Origin of the sequence: Thalassotalea crassostreae, from assembly GCF_001831495.1 — a bacterium.
GTDB classification, from domain to species: Bacteria; Pseudomonadota; Gammaproteobacteria; order Enterobacterales; family Alteromonadaceae; genus Thalassotalea_A; species Thalassotalea_A crassostreae.
This window is the reverse complement of sequence record NZ_CP017689.1, coordinates 1,029,562-1,047,002: the sequence shown is the minus strand read 5'-3', so window position 1 is coordinate 1,047,002 and position 17,441 is coordinate 1,029,562. Positions and strand designations below refer to the sequence as shown.

The following is a 17,441-nucleotide window of genomic DNA, read 5'->3' as shown; positions in this document are numbered from 1 at the left end:
GGTACCAACTTATTAATGACATGATTTACCGTGTTTTTCCAAACGCCAATAATTATAAGGCCAAGGAGTTATGAATCCCATAAACAATGCAATTGGTATCACCCACCATGTCAGAATCGCGCCACCAGTAAGTGCATAATCAGTTAAATTCATCGCAGCTTCCATTGCCAGCATAGAAATAAAACTCATGCCTAAGGCAGTTTTAAAAGCTTCTCTAACACTAAATTTATTTTTAATTAAAATGAACATTTCTAATAATACACTAGTAATTAGTCCATTCATCATTGCCAGCATCATTACTGTTGCTGTTGATAGGCTGTGTTCGGTATATTGAAAATAGCCAATGGTACCAAAGTCCCCTATTGCACAACCTATTAAACACCATTTGGTGTTATGCGCACTTTTAATCCAATTTTTTCTGTTAGTCCACGTAATACTCATTGATATAACCCTAGTAATTAATCATTGAGCGTATTCTAGGGGAATAAGCAGTTAACCGTGTTATATCGTAATATTTATTTTTTATATAATTTACAGTTTATCCAGAGATGTTCTCATTTTTTGACTTCTCAGAGCTCTAAAGTAACTTGGTGTTAAACCTGTAATTTTTTTAAACTGACCACTTAAATGTGCAACACTGCTAAAACCTAATTGAAAAGCCACTTCTCCAAGACTCATTTCGCCATAAATTAATAACTCTTTAACCTTCTCTATTCGCAATTGAATAAAGTGCTGTTCAATGGTTATGCCTTCAGTAGCAGAAAATAAATTGCTGAGATAGTTATATTCGCGGCTTACTGAGTGGCTTAGATATTCTGATAAAACGTTACTATTTAAAGGATCATATTGCTGAATATAATCAAGACAGGATCTTTTGATACTTTCTATTAACTTGCTTTTTGTATCATTAAGTATGGAGAAACCAACAGTATTCAAATCGTCTGCAAGAGAGGATATTATATCGATATCTAACTTGTTGCCGTGATAATCGCCAAAGTCTATCTCACCAAGCATTATTGACGCATATTTTAAGTTTCTATCATCTAGAATCTTTTTCACCACTAAGCAGCACCTATCGCAGACCATATTCTTAATATATATTTTCATACTATATTGCCGCCCACTTAACCATTAAATTAATAACATCAACACTTTTCGCTTACCGAAAATTAATCTTAGGCAGTCCCAGAAGGTTTATTTTTCTGCTTCAAACTCAACGATTTAGTGCAGTAGATTATTTTAGTATAGTGTAAGTTATACTTTTTTAGTCGCCGTTTTTGTATTCACTATCAAATACAAACTTGGTAAAACAAGCAAACAGATTAGCGTCGTAAATAAAATACCAAAACCTAAAGACACCGCCATAGGAACCACAAATTGAGCTTGTCTTGATGTTTCAAAAACCATAGGCGCTAGACCACAAAACGTTGTGATTGTGGTGAGCAATATTGGTCGTATTCGTCTTCTACAGGCTTCAATAATTGCTTCTAAAACAGCTTCACCTTGTTGCACTTTTTTATTGGCATATTCTACTAAAATCAAGCTATCGTTAACTACCACACCGGCAAGCGCTAGCATGCCCATTAAGCTCACCACACTTAAACCAAACCCTAATGCCATATGCCCAAGTATTGCACCGACCGCACCAAACGGAATAATCGCCATAATAATTAGCGGCTGGGCGTAACTTCTAAACGCAATTGCTAGCAAAATGTATATTCCCGCTAACGCAAACCAAGTGCCTAATTCTAGTCTTGAAACACTATTGGCGATTTCCTCTTGATTGCCGCCAAATACAACTTTCAAGCCTGGGTAGCGACCTTCAAGTTCTGGGACCAAATAGTTTTCCACCATTCGAGTAACCGCCGGTATATTTTCTTCAGGTAATATTTCAGCGCCAACCTTTTCAACTCGTTGACCTTTGCGCCTTATGATATAGGCAGGTGCAAGAACTTTATTTATTGTTGCTACACTGCCTAATGGCGCATAGCCTCCACCTTTAGTTCTTACCAACATAGACTCTATTTTGTTAACATCTGCTCGCTCATCCTTAGGTAAACGCACAAGAGTCGTTACTTCATTGCGCAATCTATGCTGTCTTTGTGCTCTTGCTCCATATAATGAAGCTCGTAATTGGTCAGAAAGATCTACAGCACTTAACCCTAACGAACGACCATTTTCATTCAGTACAAGTTTCCATTGTGGTTTACCTTCTTCCATCGAATTGACCGTCGCCACGACGTCTTCACTGGACTCTAAGAAATCAACGGTATCTTGTGCGGCTAACGCAAGGATGCTGCTATCACTGTGTCTTAATTCAACTGTCAACGAAGCCGTTGCTAACGCGCTAGAACCGCGCCTTGCGCCACTAAATCTTAATTTCCCATACTGATAAAGATGTCTCGCGTGTTCACGCCAAAAATGCCTTACCTGTTCAGTTGAATATTCTCGCTCTTCACTTTCAACGAGTAACAGCGCAACTTCAACACTATTATCTCTGATAATACTGCGAACACTGACAACGCTGCTTTGTAAGTCAAATTCTTCAATTAATGAATCTGCGCTTTCTTCTAATCTCTTGCGCATTACTATGGCTTGGTCTTCCGTAGTGGTTTCGGATATTTCATAGTTTGCTTTTACCCATCGTCCATCGAGTTTTGGATACAAACTAAAGCCCATTTTGCCACTCATCGCATAAGCAATAACCACGCAAAATATTAAAACGGCTATACCTAAAACCAAACTTGGCCAATTCAAACATTTATGTAAAAACGGCAGATACTTTTCTTCAATAAAGTAATTAAGTTTTGAGTTACAAGTACCTTGTAACTTTTTAAACCGTCTTTCTAATTTCCCTGGCTGTTTATCATTAATACCAGCCAAATGTGACGGCAAAATAAATAGTGCTTCGACCCAAGACACAGCAAAACAAATGACAACCACAATCGGAATTGCGCCAAATAATAACTTCATACTGCCAGGCAATAATAACAAAGGAAGGAACGCAACTATGTTAGTTAAAATTGCATAAGTAAGCGGTTTAGCGACTTCGTTAGCACCTTTTATCGCGGCCTGTTCAAATGACATTCCTTCTTGCATGTGAGCATAAATATTTTCTCCTGCAATAATGGCGTCATCCACAACAATCCCAAGGGCAACAATAAAACCGAACATCGATACCATATTGATCGACACATCAAAGGCAGGCAAAAACAGTATCGCACCTAAAAATGCACTCGGTATACCGGCAACTACCCAAAACGCAAGCCTAAACTGCAAGAATAAGCTCATAATAATTAAGATAAGCAACAATCCAATAAAGGCGTTACTTAATAATAAACTAAGGCGTTTTTGATAATTTTTTGCATCATCATCAACAACCGCAATACCGGAATTAGCTGGCAGCATAGCAATTAATTCAGGCCACATTTTTTCGATAGCAGCGGCAATTTCAGATGGCGTTTGCTCGCCCATGCGATAAATATTTAACTGCGATGATAATTGCCCATTAAAGGTTACAATATTGCGCTCATCGGCAAAGCCTTCAGTAACTTTAGCAATTTCCCCTAACCTTAGTTGATCACCTGACGAATCAGAGATTAGTGGTACATTGGCTAAGTCTTCAGCCCAAAATTCTCTTTGGTCAACCGATACCAGTATGTCGCCATTATCGGCTTTTATCTTGCCTGCAGATTTTTCGACGACATTTTTTTTCAACATTGATGCGACTTGAGTTAAGGTCAAATCATAGGCTTGTAAATCGGCTTGAGTTATTTCAACGTGAATTTCTTCTTTGGGAAAACCATCTAAAGATACTTGTGAAATATACGGCGACTGTATAATCCGATCTCTAATTTGTTCAGTTAATCGCTTTAACGCAAAACGATCTAAATCGGCATAGACGATTAACTCCATTACATCGGCGATTCGAGTGTCTAATTTAACGTAAGGCTTTTCCATACCAGCGGGAAATGATGATATTCGATTGACCGCTTGCTGAGCATCTTGATAGATTTTTTGCGGTATTGCACCTGCTTCTATCTCTGCTTTTACTCTAAGCCAACCGGTACCAATAAAGGTATCAATCTTGCCAACACCATCGATACTGTGAATTGCAGCTTCAACTGGCGCGGCAATACCCGATTCAATTTCACTTGGCGTGGCCCCAGGGTATGACACTCGAACCGAAACAGTATCTCTAGATGTTTCTGGCATGTATTCTTTGCGAATGAAAAAGGACATCACTAAGCCGCCGAAAATCAATGCAAGCATTAGTAAATGAGGAGCTACTTTATGCTGAATCATCCATGAAATAGGATTCAATAAACTGGTCTGTTTATCCTGCATGTTTTAATCCCTTTAACCCTTTGCCTTTTTTAGCCTCTCTATTTGCTTCAGAGTTTTGGCTTTCTAGTTTATCTTTACTATTGGCTTTCGCTCTATCTTTACGAGTCAATACCGGCATACCAACACTTACAATGCCAGGTTTCTCTGCTAACGCTCTGTCATCTTCTAATATATCGGCATTCACATAGACAACGTCTCGGCCCTTAAACAGGACCTCTACCGCTCTTTTTTGTAGTGTTCTATTTTTATCTACCACCCAAATTGTATTATCCGCTTGTAAGGTAGAATGTTTAATAGTCCAAGCGTCATTAATAGGTTTACCTTTTAAGTTAACGGTCAAAAAGTCATTAATAAATACCTGTGGTGTATTCGAGTCATTAGTGAGCGGCTCGTCAATTGCAAGTAACAGTTTCACTTGTCTGTCTTTACTGTCTAAATCGGGCAACACCGAAACAAAGCGAGCTTGTCGAATCTTACCTTCGCCCCACAATCGAGCATTAGAAATATCGACAGGTTGAGTTTTATCCAACAAACTTAAAAACTTATGAGGAATTTTGACTTCTAGCCAATAGGTATTGGTATTGACGACAGAAAACAATACCGTACTTACCGATACTTTGCTTCCCTGACCTACCGTTTTAGTGACCACTTTGCCATCAAAGGGCATAAGCACTTCAGTGCGTTCTAAGTTTAACTTAGCCTTGTCTAAGTTATTTTGAGCGACTGATATTTTAGCCTTGGCGACGGTTAATTGTGGCTTTCTTAGTACTAAGGATTCATCGATATTCAAATCAGCACTGCTGTTAATCAATTCGAGCTCTTCTTGCGCTAATACTTGGTTCGCTTTTTCAAGTTCATAACTTGCTTGCGCTTGCTCAAGTTGAGCTTGCATAGATTTATATGCCAGTTTTAAGTCTACGGTTTCAAGTGTCGCTAACACTTGTCCTTTGGTTAAAATACCACCTGGAAGTGCCAAAGGGTTTATCGATGAAATATTCCCCGCGACTCGTGCATACACTTTAACCGACTCAGCGGGACTGACAAACCCAGACGTAGTCCACGACGGTATGACCGAACCTTTCGTCAACGGCTCTGTTTGAACCGTTCGTACACGCTTTGATTTTTTACTTATATAGTGTTCAGGTTTTTGATTGCCTGATTGCAAAATATAATAGCCAAGCAAACCACCGATAATAACCAAAAAAATAGGCAATAATTTCTTTTTATTTTGCATGCCACCCATTATGACTGTGTCCCTTTTATTCTTTTTGCTCTGCTGATATTTACATTTGTAACATCATTCTTCTCTGCATCATCGACTACGATAAAATAACCGTGGCTCAATTCTCGATACAATAAAACACGATTAGTCGCTAACCGCTTATTCGCATCAATCACCTGTTGTTCAATTGATAAAATGCTTTCTTGTGCTTTAAGTAGTTCGATATAATCGGCTTTACCATTAAGGTATTTGATCATCGTCAGTTTTTCAGTACGCTTAGCCAAATCCAACTGAGAAATCAGATTTTTAGATACTTTCACTAATTGCGCTTCATTAATAAGTACTTGATCAACGCTTGCTATCGCTTCTAACCATACTCGTTGATAGTCAAAAATAAGCGCTTGTAACTCCAGTTTTCGTTGCTTAACCACATTTTTAGTGGTGCCAGAATCAAATAGAGGCATCGCCAATGAAGCAATTAAATTGCCTTTCCAATCGTCAAATAAGTCTTGAGCATTGTTCTTCGAGGTTGAATAATTTGCACCTAAAGTAATACGAGGGTATTGAGCGGATATCGCAACTGACAAGTTTTCATTAGCCGCTTTAATTTTTGCTAATGCTTGTTCAATATCAGGTCTGTATTTAAGGGCTTCTGCTGGAACGCCCATCTCAGGCGTTTCCGGTAAAGTGGGTAATAAGTGAAAATCAATGGACTCTAATTTTGAGGTTGGTATGCCCAACCAAAGAGCTAACGTTTGTTGATTTAAGCTTAGTTCGGTAAGGTTTTTCGCTTGCTGAACCTCAATCGATTTTAATAATTTCTGCTGTTGCCAGATATTTGTTACTGAGCTTTTGCCTAAGGCAAACCGTCTAGAAATCGCAATTAATGCATCTTGAGTTCGTTGATACTGAGTTGCTAATACTTGTTTCTTTTCTTGCGCTGAAACAATACCAAACCATGCGTTAGTGATATTTCCTGCAACTAGATTTGCTCGTGCTCTATGCAGAGCTTGTTGACCTTGGTATTGCCAATATGCTTTCTCTTCATTTGCCGCAAGTCGTCCCCAAAGGTCGATTTCCCAACTTGAGCTGATCCCTACAGAAGCACTTTTAATTGTGCCAAGATCATCGGTCGGAGCGCTAGCATTAGCAAATAGTCTGAGGTCGGGGTTTAGATCTGCACCAGCAATTTGAGCATCAATACTGCTGCTTTTTAAACGTAAGTCACTGGCTTTTAAAGATAGGTTATCTCTTAAACCTTGTTCTACCAATAGCGTTAATTGGTCATTATTGAAACTGTGCCACCAGTTACTATCAATTGCGGCGTTTCCTTGCTCAACAAAAGAGTTTGCTAGCTGCAGTTCTTCGACTTCTACTTCTTGTCGTTGAGAACAAGCAGTTAACATTAAAAGAAAGCAAATTGTTAAAAGTTTCATATCCAGGTAGTAATCACGCATTTGTCGTGTATCGAACCAAGCATAACTGGGTACCATCTATTAGAGAGATATTAAAGCGCAGCACTTGGGTCAATTTTATTATTTTAGTCCATTAAAGTAAGTTAAATAACACCATACATCAACAATACTTACAATCCTTTACACTGAATAATTTGCAGTTAACTTACACTTTAACGTGCTTATCAATATTGACCCACTGGCAGGCAATTAAAGAGCATAATGCAAATCCCGCGCCAGCAAAAAATACTAAAGTAGAACTATATAACCATAATATGCCGAATATTGCAGGAATGACTACTGCGGCTATATGATTAATAGTAAAACTAACACCGGCATTACCAGCAATATCTTTAGGGTCTGCGATTTTCTGAAAATATGTTTTAATGGCGATTGCCATAGCAAAAAACAGGTGGTCAATAATGTATAATGCGGCGGCAATATTTTCATTTTCGACCAAGGCATAGCCACTAAAGACTAATATCAGACCGATATATTCAACGGTTAATGCCTTGCGCTCTCCTACTCGGCCAATCCAACTGCCAATTTTAGGGGCAATATAAATATTAAGTAGGTGGTTTATCATATACAGCACACTAATCTGCGCCACAGAATAACCAAATTTTTCAACCATTAAGAAGCCAGCAAAAACGACAAATATTTGGCGGCGAGCTCCACTTAAAAACGTCAATAAGTAATACAATGAATAACGTTTTTTAAGGATTATCTTTTTGTGTTGCACAACCTTTTCTGGAAAATGCGGCATTGCTAGAGCTAAATAAACCGTGATCACTAAACCTAGGCCGCCGAGAACTAAATACGCAGTTTTGTATTCGATAGCGTAGAAGCTAAACGCTACATAAACAAAGCCATAAACTAACAATGCAGCTATCGATTTTATCGAAAGTAACTTACCAAGTTTTTCTGGCGCTTCGTCTTTATTAAACCATTGCAAACTAAGTGATTGATTAACCGTTTCATAGTAATGAAAGCCTATCGACATAATGACGGTTGTTGCATACAAGCCATATTCAAATGGAAAGTACCCCGTTACTGCAACACCGATAGTGAGCAGTGCCAATGAAACGATGGCAAACGTTTGCTCTTTCATCGCAAGCAAAACAAAGATTGCAGTAAATGCTAAAAAGCCAGGCACTTCCCTTAATGATTGTAAAATACCAATTTCTCTGCCGCTAAATTGAGCCACTTCAATGGTGAAGTTGTTTAACATTGCCATCCACCCAGAAAACGCTAACGTCATCACTAATGATGATAAAGCTAAGAATACAAACGGCGTTTTCCATGAAGCGTGATTTACTTTAACGTCTGACATAATGTTTTGAGGGAATAGAATTAGATAGCCTTAGATTAACAAATTTTTTACTTGAATAATATCAATTAGGCTAGTTATGCTAGGGCAACAAAAAACTAACGAGAAGTAAACCTAATGAAAGATCATGATAACTCACCTCTAAGCGATTACATTGAATATCCAAAAGATGAAATGCTTGCTCGTTCAGAAGATTTCTTAAACAACATCAAACGTCGTCACTCAGTTCGAAGCTTTAGTGATAGAGAAGTTGATAGAGCAATTATCGAGAATTGTATAAAAGCAGCTGGTACAGCACCAAGTGGCGCTAATCATCAGCCTTGGCATTTTGTTGCAATTCACTCTACCGACATGAAAAAGCAAATACGTGAACAAGCAGAAATGCATGAACGTGGTTTTTATGAAGGACGCGCCGGTGAAGAGTGGCTAGATGCTCTAAAAGATTTAGGTACCGATGCCGACAAACCCTATTTAGAAACCGCGCCTTGGTTAATTGCGATATTTAGCCAAAAGAAAGGTGGTTTAGATATTAATGATAGAAACACTAACTACTATGTTCATGAATCTGTTGGCATTGCCACCGGTATATTGATCACTGCTTTGCATAATGCGGGTTTGGTAACGTTAACCCACACACCTAAGCCAATGTCATTTTTGAGTAAGATTTGTCAGCGTGGCGATAACGAGCGCGCTTATATGTTACTTATTGCAGGTTACCCTGCCGAAGATGCCACAGTGCCTAAACATGCGCAAATTAAAAAACCTTTGGATGACATCGCAACATTTGTTTGATGCTCTATTGTATATAACCGCATTAGCAAAAACAAAGCTAAAAAAACGGGATAAAGTTAAACTTTATCCCGTTTTTTTATATAGCTTGGATGTCTTTAGCTTTATTAATCTTTGTATTGCTTTAGGTACTGAGACAAACCGTAACGCCAATTGCGCATCGCCAACACTACTGTCACACCATTACGCTGTTCAAAATCTAACGCAGAGTCCTCTTGGTTAATTACCTCAAACTCTCGTGCGACTCGTTGCAATCGACGTTGAAACTCGCCGTTACTTTGAACTGATAACATGCCATTAAGCACCAACAAGCATTCATCGTCATGATTGAAATGGCTATTAAAATACTCTTGGCCAATAGTGCGTTGGAAAAACTGTAAAATTGGTCCGTTTTCTAACCAGCCAAAATTGGCATCCACTAGTAATTTAATGCGATTACCCGGCAGCAACTCGATGATCTTAAGTCTATCTAGCTTTGCGAGTTTGCTGATACATTCGGTTTCTGCGATATTGTAATTGTCTAATATTTCTTCCATTGTCCACTTGTTGAGAACGCTTACAGCAATTAACAGCAACAATACATCGTCAGTTAACTCTTTCTCTTGTTCAACACTAAGATTTTGCAACTGCCCCTTTTGTTCAGTCATCTTATTAACTAAGTCAGATATTTCCATATTCATCATTTGGCAAATTTGATCTAACCGACTTAACGAAATATTTTCTTCAGAAAACAGTCGTTTAATGCTAGCTTGGGATAACTCTAGCTCTTTGGCAACATCCTCATAAGTTAGCCCTTCAGCTTTTAATGATTTTTTTAAGGCATAAAGCAGTGTACTGGTTTGTGACATGGAACAACCTTTTTTTAATTTAACATCCTAGTAAAAGTAATTTAGTATCGTTAAGTAATACCATTAAAATAATATAACTGAAGATATACATTATTGGTACTAATTGTACAGAATCACAAAATCATACATAAAACGAAGCAATTTAACAGTAGGGAAACAATGAAAACGTTATTTGGATTTAAAGGATTTTTCGCTTACATAGCAATGGTATTTATCAATGCATTTGTTGATTTAGGTCATAAGATCATCGTTCAAAATACTGTGTTCAAAATCTATGACGGTGATATTCAAGTTGTCTTAACCGCTGTCCTTAATGCATTGATCTTACTTCCTTTTATTTTTCTATTTTCCCCATCAGGTTTTATCGCTGATAAACACCCAAAACCCAAGATAATGCGCATCAGTGCCATCGTAGCGATATGTGCGACAGTGCTTATCACCTTGTGTTATTACCAAGGTTGGTTTTTGGCAGCTTTCGCGCTAACTCTGGTCATGGGGATCCAATCAGCAATCTATTCACCAGCTAAATATGGCTATTTAAAAGAGCTCATCGGCGTTGAGAACTTAGCTCAAGGTAATGCTATGGTACAAGCGGTCACAATTGTTGCGATTTTGTCGGGTACTTTTGTGTTTTCAGCCCTATTTGAATTGTTATTAGTTGATGTTTCATTAGATAGTCCATCAGTGATCATGCAGTCGATTGTCGTCATCGGTTGGATATTTGTTTGCCTTTCGCTTATTGAATGGTATTTTGCCTGTCAGCTTAAAAACACCAAACAGCGTGATGACAGCATGGTCTTTACTGTAAAAGAGTTCATCAAAGGCGATTATTTAAGAACTAATCTAAAAATTATTTTTTCCAATAAAGTTATATGGTTATCGATTATCGGTTTATCGATGTTTTGGTCGGTATCACAAGTGATGTTAGCAACCTTTCCTGCATTTGCTAAAGAGGTTTTATTAGAAAATAACACCATCATTATTCAAGGGATTTTAGGCTGTACAGGTATTGGTATTGTCATCGGTTCATTATTAGCAGCGAAAATTTCTCGTAATCATATTGAGTTAGGGTTAATTCCTATTTCAGCGCTAGTTTTCGCCTGTTTAATTGGTGGAGTGGCTGAACTAGAGTCTCTAATTTCAATGGCACTAGCCTTTTTATCACTCGGTATTAGCGGTGGTCTTTTTATCGTTCCACTAAATTCGTTAATTCAATACCATGCCAAAGAGCGAGAACTAGGCACCGTACTAGCGGGTAATAACTGGGTGCAAAATGTGGCAATGTTAACTGCCTTGATTGCCACTATTGTCTTGGTATCAATAGGCTTTTCAAGTATCAATATTTTCTATTTGTTAATGTTTATTGCCTTTGTTGGTGCTCTTTACACTATCGTAAAACTGCCACATTCACTGATCAGAATGTGTGCGACGTTTATCATGCGACGTCGTTATAAACTCGATATCCTTGGTTTCGAAAACGTACCGGCTGAAGGCGGCTTATTGTTACTTGGTAATCACATCAGTTGGATTGATGGCATATTAGTTCAAATGGCGTGTCCAAGAAGAGTTCGCTTTGTCATGCTAAGACGTATATATGAATTGTGGTATTTAAAACCAATTATGCAGTTCTTTGGTTGTATTCCCATTAGTGCCGGAAATTCAAAAGAATCCTTAGCCCTTGTAAATCAAGCACTAAAAAATGGTGACGTCGTCTGTTTATTCCCGGAAGGTGCCATAAGCAGAACAGGCTCTCTCGGGGTGTTTAGAACGGGTTATGAGCGAGTTGTCGATGGCGTCGATGGCATTATATTACCTTTTTACTTACATGGATTATGGGGTAGTCGCTTATCACGAGCTAAGAGTGAAAAGCTGCGTCAAAATACTCGTAAAAGTTTTCGTCGTGACGTATCCATTACCTTTGGTAAAGCCTTAGCAATGCAAACCCCTGCTCGCGAATTAAAACAAAAAGTATTCGAACTGTCTCAAGACGCCTGGGAGCACCATGTAAATAAGGCCAGCCCTTTACCATTGGCATGGATTGACAGTGCATTTCAAAACAATAAAAAAATTGCGGTAAAAGATAGTCGCGGCAAAGGCTATAGTAATCGACAACTTGTTGCAGTAACTTCAGCAGTTGCACATAAACTTCGCTCAATCGATAATCAACAAAACATTGGCTTGTTGCTGCCAGCAAGCAGCGGCGCTGTTATAGCGAATCTTGCCGTGTTATTAAATGGGCAGACAACGGTTAATATCAATCATTCATTGGAATTATCTGCTGTTCAAACAAGCATTAAAAACGCCGCCGTTAAAACCATTATTAGCTCAGAGACATTTTTACAACAACTTAGCGCAAGTGGGATAGATACCGAAGCGATGCTTAATGGCGTTACTGTTGTGGATATTGAAAACTTGCTAAGTCAGCGCTCTAAATTATTCAGTTTCTTTGCCGATCTTAGCACTTACCTTTTAAGCGCTAAATTGTATTATCGAGCGTTTGCTAAGAAAACTGAGCTTAACGCACCGGCGGCAATTTTATTTTCAAATGGCAACGACTGTGCGCTTAAAGGTGTAGTACTTAGTCATAAAAACTTTATTGCCAATATTCGCCAAATTAGCGACCTGCTGATCACTCGCGAAAATGATGTTGTGATAGGTTGTTTACCGCCATATCAATCGCTCGGTCTAACTGTTACAACCTTATTACCTTTAATCGAGGGGATAAAGCTTGTTTGTCATCCCGATCCGTCAGATGTATTAAACATCAGTAAGACTATCGTTAAAAGTCAGGCTACGGTTTTATGTACCGCTGCGGAATTTATGCCGCTCTACAATCAAAATAAAAAAGTACAACCGCTAATGCTAGAAAGTCTGCGTGGCGTAGTTTCTGGAGCTGGGATGTTATCTCAAGAAGTACGCCAAGAATTTAAAGATAAGTTTAATAAAGACATTTATGAAGGCTACGGCTCTAATGAAACAACGCCAGTGGCCAGCGTTAATATTCCAGACCAATTAGACCCTAATGATTTTTCGCTGCAGACAGGTGCTAAGCATGGCAGTGTTGGAATGCCAGTACCGGGTTGCAGTTTCAGAATTGTCGACCCCGATACATTAAAACAAGTTGATGCCGAACATAACGGTCTAATTCTGATTTCGGGTAGTCAAGTGATGCTTGGTTACCTTAATGATGAAGCAAAAACCAATGAGGCTATTATCGAACTAGACAATCGACGTTGGTTTAAAACCGGTGATATAGGCTTTGTCGATAAAGATGGTTTTTTAACTTTAGTTCAAAGTTATTTTTAGCTTGCGCAAGAAAGTATAATTAAAAAAATACATACCCGTGTTTTATGGGGGAAATAGAAAAGCTACTTCATTTCTGAAGTAGCTTTTTATTAGATTCGATAAAAACTCAGTAACTCATTATACCCATTAGGTATTTCTGATTGCTATTACTGGCCTTTAATTTCGCTGCGACCGTTAAATACCGCTTTATCACCTAAGAATTCTTCAATACGAAGAAGTTGGTTGTACTTAGAAACACGGTCTGAACGACATAATGAACCAGTCTTAATTTGACCTGCAGCAGTACCAACAGCTAAATCAGCAATTGTTGCATCTTCTGTTTCACCACTACGGTGTGAGATAACAGCAGTAAAACCAGCGTCTTTCGCCATTTTAATTGCATTTAACGTTTCAGTTAGTGAACCGATTTGGTTAAATTTGATAAGAATTGAGTTACCAATACCGTTTTCAATACCACGTTTTAAGATCTTAGTATTAGTCACGAATAAGTCATCACCAACGATTTGAACGCTATCGCCAATTAAATCAGTTTGGTATTTGAAACCATCCCAGTCAGATTCGTCTAAACCATCTTCAATTGAAACAATAGGGTATTGCTTACAAAGTTCAGCTAAGAAATCTGAGAATTGGTTAGATGTAAATTGCTTACCTTCACCTTTAAGATCGTAGATACCTTTGTCAGCATCATAAAATTCTGATGCCGCACAATCTAGCGCTAAAGTAATATCTTTATCTAATTCGTAACCTGCAGCGGCAACTGCAACTTTAATTACAGCTAGAGCTTCTTCGTTTGACTCTAAGTTAGGAGCAAAACCACCTTCATCACCAACAGCAGTGCTTAGGCCACGTTCTGAAAGAACTTTCTTAAGTGCGTGGAATACTTCTGCGCCCATGCGTAACGCTTCTTTAAAGTTTTTAGCGCCAACAGGTTGGATCATAAATTCTTGAATATCAACGTTGTTATCTGCATGCTCACCACCATTGATGATATTCATCATTGGTACAGGCAAGCTGTAAACGCCTGGAGTGCCATTGATTTCTGCGATGTGTTCGTATAATTCAACACCTTTATCAGCAGCAGCAGCCTTAGCTACAGCAAGTGATACCGCTAAAATAGCATTAGCACCAAACTTTTCTTTGTTTTCAGTTCCATCTAAATCAATCATGATTTGATCAACAACAGACTGTTCAGCAGCTACTTGACCAATGATTGCAGGCGCTATGTCATTGTTTACAGCAGCTACAGCTTTTAAAACACCTTTACCTAAGTAACGTGCTTTGTCGCCATCACGTAATTCTAATGCTTCGCGAGAACCTGTAGAAGCACCTGATGGTGCACAAGCACGACCAAACGCGCCAGACTCTAAACGAACATCAGCTTCAACTGTAGGGTTACCACGTGAGTCCATTATTTCACGAGCGATAACTTTTACTATTTTAGACATATTTACCTCAATGAATATTAAATTTTAAGATTGTTTTTAAACTGTTTTTTAAACTATTTTTAAACTGGGCTTTTAATAAAGCTCTTACGTTTGAATTCTTTAAATATTTGCACTCATGCTAACATTATCGTTAGCAAAAAATAAGCCGCTACTTATAACAGTGCGGCTTATCAAATATTATTTAGCAATTAATTTTTGGTGCTCGAAAGATGCAGCAATGAAACTTTCAAACAATGGGTGACCGTCTCGAGGAGTCGAATTAAACTCCGGATGGAACTGACCAGCAACAAACCAAATGTGATTTGGTAATTCGATCATTTCTACTAATTTCTTATCTGCAGATAAACCAGAGAAAATTAAACCAGCCTTTTCAATTTGTTCACGATAGTTGTTGTTTACTTCATAACGATGACGGTGACGTTCAAACACGCTTTCACCACCGTATATTTCAGCAGCTTTCGTACCAGCAACTAAATGACACTCTTGTGAACCAAGGCGCATAGTACCACCTAGATCAGAGTTTTCATCACGAAGTTCGACTTGCCCTGCTTCGTCTAACCACTCTTCAATTAGACCGACAACTGGGTATTCAGTATCAGCTTTAAACTCTGTTGAGTGAGCATTTTTCATGCCGGCAACATTACGAGCGTATTCAATTAATGCAACTTGCATACCTAGACAGATACCAAAGTATGGAACGTTATTTTCACGTGCATACTTGGCGGTAAATATTTTACCTTCAACACCACGCTCACCAAAACCGCCAGGTACTAACAATGCGTCAACACCTTGCAGTGCTTCTTCGCCTTTGGCTTCAACGCTTTGTGAGTCAATGTATTTGATGTTTACCGTTAATTGGTTTTTCAAACCAGCGTGCTTCAATGCTTCGTTTACTGACTTGTATGCATCCGGTAATTCAATGTACTTACCAACCATACCAATTGTAACTTCACCCTTAGGGTTTGCTTCTTGGAATAATACTTGTTCCCACTCGTGGAGATCAGCTTCTGGAGCTTCAATACCAAAACGCTTACATACTAATTCATCAATGCCTTGCGCTTTCAACATCGCTGGGATTTTGTAAATACTGTCAACATCGCGCATTGATACAACTGCACGTTCTTCAACGTTTGTGAACAATGCTATTTTCGCACGCTCGTTCGCAGGGATTGGGCCTTCACTACGACATACTAAAATATCTGCAAAAATACCAATTGAACGTAATTCTTTAACCGAGTGTTGAGTCGGTTTTGTTTTTATCTCACCAGAAGCAGCTAGGTATGGCACAAGCGTTAAATGCATGTACATTGCACGTTCACGGCCAACTTCTACGCCAAGTTGGCGAATTGCTTCTAAAAATGGTTGTGATTCGATATCACCAACAGTACCGCCAATTTCAACCATAGCAACATCGTAACCTTCCGCACCTTCAATTACACGACGTTTAATATCGTTAGTAATATGTGGGATAACTTGAATAGTTGCGCCAAGGTATTCGCCTCTACGTTCACGTTCTAAAACGCCACGATAGATTCGACCGGTAGTAAAGTTGTTTTTCTTAGTCATCTTGGTACGAATAAAACGTTCGTAATGACCGAGATCTAAATCAGTTTCAGCACCATCATTAGTAACGAATACTTCACCATGTTGAATTGGGCTCATAGTACCAGGATCGACATTGATATAAGGATCAAGTTTAAGCATGGTTACTTTTAAGCCACGGGCTTCTAAAATAGCAGCCATAGATGCTGCAGCAATGCCTTTACCAAGGGATGAAACAACCCCGCCAGTTACAAAAATATATCTAGTTGTCATGTGGTACTCAAAACTAAGGAATAAGATGGTTTTTTATGTTGCTACTAGTGTAGCAGGACGGGGCGATATTGTAGCAAAACCTCTGACCAACAACAATAGCGAGAAGCGATCTTTGTGTAACAGTTTTGATCATTTATTGTGCAATTAGAGTGAAATCGATTAGCAAGACCAAATAGATTGTATTTGAGATAGTTAAATAGTGGAAATTTTTAGTTTATTTGATCTAAGCTAAGACAAAGTCCTTAGCAAAAAGAAAGTACCAATGTGGCTGCAAACTCAGTTTAATATACCCGCAAAATCTCGTGGATTTCATTTAATAACAGACCAAGTTATTAATAATATTCCGCAACTTAAAAACATTGAGGTTGGTATCTTACATTTATTTTTACAGCATACCAGTGCTTCGTTGACGATTAACGAAAATGCAGATCCAACCGTCCGTGCAGATTTAGAGCAGCATTTTAATCACTTTGTCCCTGAAAACCAGTCATACTACCAACACGATTATGAAGGAAGCGATGACATGCCCGCCCATATAAAATCTTCTATCAATGGTTGCCAATTAACCATTCCTATCACCAATGGGCAACTTGCCCTTGGTACCTGGCAAGGAATTTACTTAGGCGAGCATAGAAACCATGGTGGTAGCAGAAGAGTTATTGCTACTCTTAATGGTCAGAATAATTAATTGTCGATCGACTTCTTTTTTGACTCTTGCCACTGCATAATCAAAGTAACAATAGTACCACCACCAAGAATAAAAACCGCGGCATAAAGTTGATCCAACACAATCAATGTGATGCCGACAATCCACACGAAAAAACCTAATATTTGAAATGCTTTCATAAAAACCTCAAAACCTTTTATCTCTAAGTTTTATATAAA

General features: G+C 38.5%; 13 protein-coding genes. 3 read left to right on the top strand and 10 right to left on the bottom strand.

Annotated elements, in window-relative coordinates:
• Nucleotides 1–12 precede the first annotated feature (12 nt).
• From LT090_RS04630 to LT090_RS04605, 6 genes are all read right to left on the bottom strand, one after another.
• Complete coding sequence (locus LT090_RS04630) at nucleotides 13–441, bottom strand: DUF4396 domain-containing protein (RefSeq protein WP_193408719.1); 429 nt, start codon at nucleotides 439–441, stop codon at nucleotides 13–15.
• A gap of 90 nt (nucleotides 442–531) precedes the next feature.
• Complete coding sequence (locus LT090_RS04625; protein WP_198360694.1) at nucleotides 532–1,062, bottom strand: helix-turn-helix domain-containing protein; 531 nt, start codon at nucleotides 1,060–1,062, stop codon at nucleotides 532–534.
• 192 nt (nucleotides 1,063–1,254) lie between these two features.
• Nucleotides 1,255–4,347, bottom strand: coding sequence for an efflux RND transporter permease subunit (locus LT090_RS04620; protein WP_068546756.1), 3,093 nt, complete (start codon nucleotides 4,345–4,347; stop codon nucleotides 1,255–1,257).
• Nucleotides 4,337–5,590 (bottom strand): efflux RND transporter periplasmic adaptor subunit, encoded by a 1,254-nt coding sequence (locus LT090_RS04615; RefSeq protein WP_068546755.1) that lies wholly within the window; start codon nucleotides 5,588–5,590, stop codon nucleotides 4,337–4,339. The genes LT090_RS04620 and LT090_RS04615 overlap by 11 nt, the downstream gene beginning before the upstream one ends.
• A complete protein-coding gene (locus LT090_RS04610) occupies nucleotides 5,590–7,005 on the bottom strand; it encodes a TolC family protein (RefSeq protein WP_162272305.1) in 1,416 nt (471 codons plus the stop codon). The genes LT090_RS04615 and LT090_RS04610 overlap by 1 nt, the downstream gene beginning before the upstream one ends.
• 184 nt (nucleotides 7,006–7,189) lie before the next feature.
• Nucleotides 7,190–8,356, bottom strand: a complete 1,167-nt coding sequence (locus tag LT090_RS04605) for an MFS transporter (RefSeq protein WP_068546753.1) — start codon at nucleotides 8,354–8,356, stop codon at nucleotides 7,190–7,192.
• A gap of 114 nt (nucleotides 8,357–8,470) precedes the next feature.
• Between LT090_RS04605 and LT090_RS04600 the strand changes: the two genes are divergently transcribed.
• Nucleotides 8,471–9,145 (top strand): nitroreductase family protein, encoded by a 675-nt coding sequence (locus LT090_RS04600; RefSeq protein ID WP_068546752.1) that lies wholly within the window; start codon nucleotides 8,471–8,473, stop codon nucleotides 9,143–9,145.
• Nucleotides 9,146–9,249: 104 nt separating this feature from the next.
• On the opposite strand, the gene LT090_RS04595 is transcribed toward LT090_RS04600, so the two are convergent.
• Nucleotides 9,250–9,990 carry a helix-turn-helix domain-containing protein gene (locus tag LT090_RS04595; RefSeq protein ID WP_068546751.1) on the bottom strand — a complete coding sequence of 247 codons (741 nt, stop codon included), beginning with the start codon at nucleotides 9,988–9,990 and terminating at the stop codon, nucleotides 9,250–9,252.
• 159 nt (nucleotides 9,991–10,149) lie between these two features.
• Between LT090_RS04595 and LT090_RS04590 the strand changes: the two genes are divergently transcribed.
• Complete coding sequence (locus LT090_RS04590; protein ID WP_068546750.1) at nucleotides 10,150–13,296, top strand: acyl-[ACP]--phospholipid O-acyltransferase; 3,147 nt, start codon at nucleotides 10,150–10,152, stop codon at nucleotides 13,294–13,296.
• Nucleotides 13,297–13,442: 146 nt separating this feature from the next.
• Here LT090_RS04590 and eno read toward each other — a convergent pair whose 3' ends face one another.
• The gene (gene eno / locus LT090_RS04585) at nucleotides 13,443–14,741 is read right to left on the bottom strand and encodes a phosphopyruvate hydratase (RefSeq protein ID WP_068546749.1); all 1,299 of its coding nucleotides are present in this window, start codon (nucleotides 14,739–14,741) and stop codon (nucleotides 13,443–13,445) included.
• Nucleotides 14,742–14,918: 177 nt separating this feature from the next.
• A complete protein-coding gene (locus tag LT090_RS04580) occupies nucleotides 14,919–16,556 on the bottom strand; it encodes a CTP synthase (RefSeq protein ID WP_068546748.1) in 1,638 nt (545 codons plus the stop codon).
• 262 nt (nucleotides 16,557–16,818) lie between these two features.
• On the opposite strand from LT090_RS04580, the gene LT090_RS04575 reads away from it, so the two are divergent.
• Nucleotides 16,819–17,244 carry a secondary thiamine-phosphate synthase enzyme YjbQ gene (locus LT090_RS04575; protein ID WP_068546747.1) on the top strand — a complete coding sequence of 142 codons (426 nt, stop codon included), beginning with the start codon at nucleotides 16,819–16,821 and terminating at the stop codon, nucleotides 17,242–17,244.
• Here LT090_RS04575 and LT090_RS17005 read toward each other — a convergent pair.
• On the bottom strand, nucleotides 17,241–17,402 hold the full coding sequence (locus LT090_RS17005; RefSeq protein ID WP_157726636.1) for a hypothetical protein: 162 nt from the start codon (nucleotides 17,400–17,402) through the stop codon (nucleotides 17,241–17,243). The genes LT090_RS04575 and LT090_RS17005 overlap by 4 nt on opposite strands.
• Between the last annotated feature and the right edge of the window lie 39 nt (nucleotides 17,403–17,441).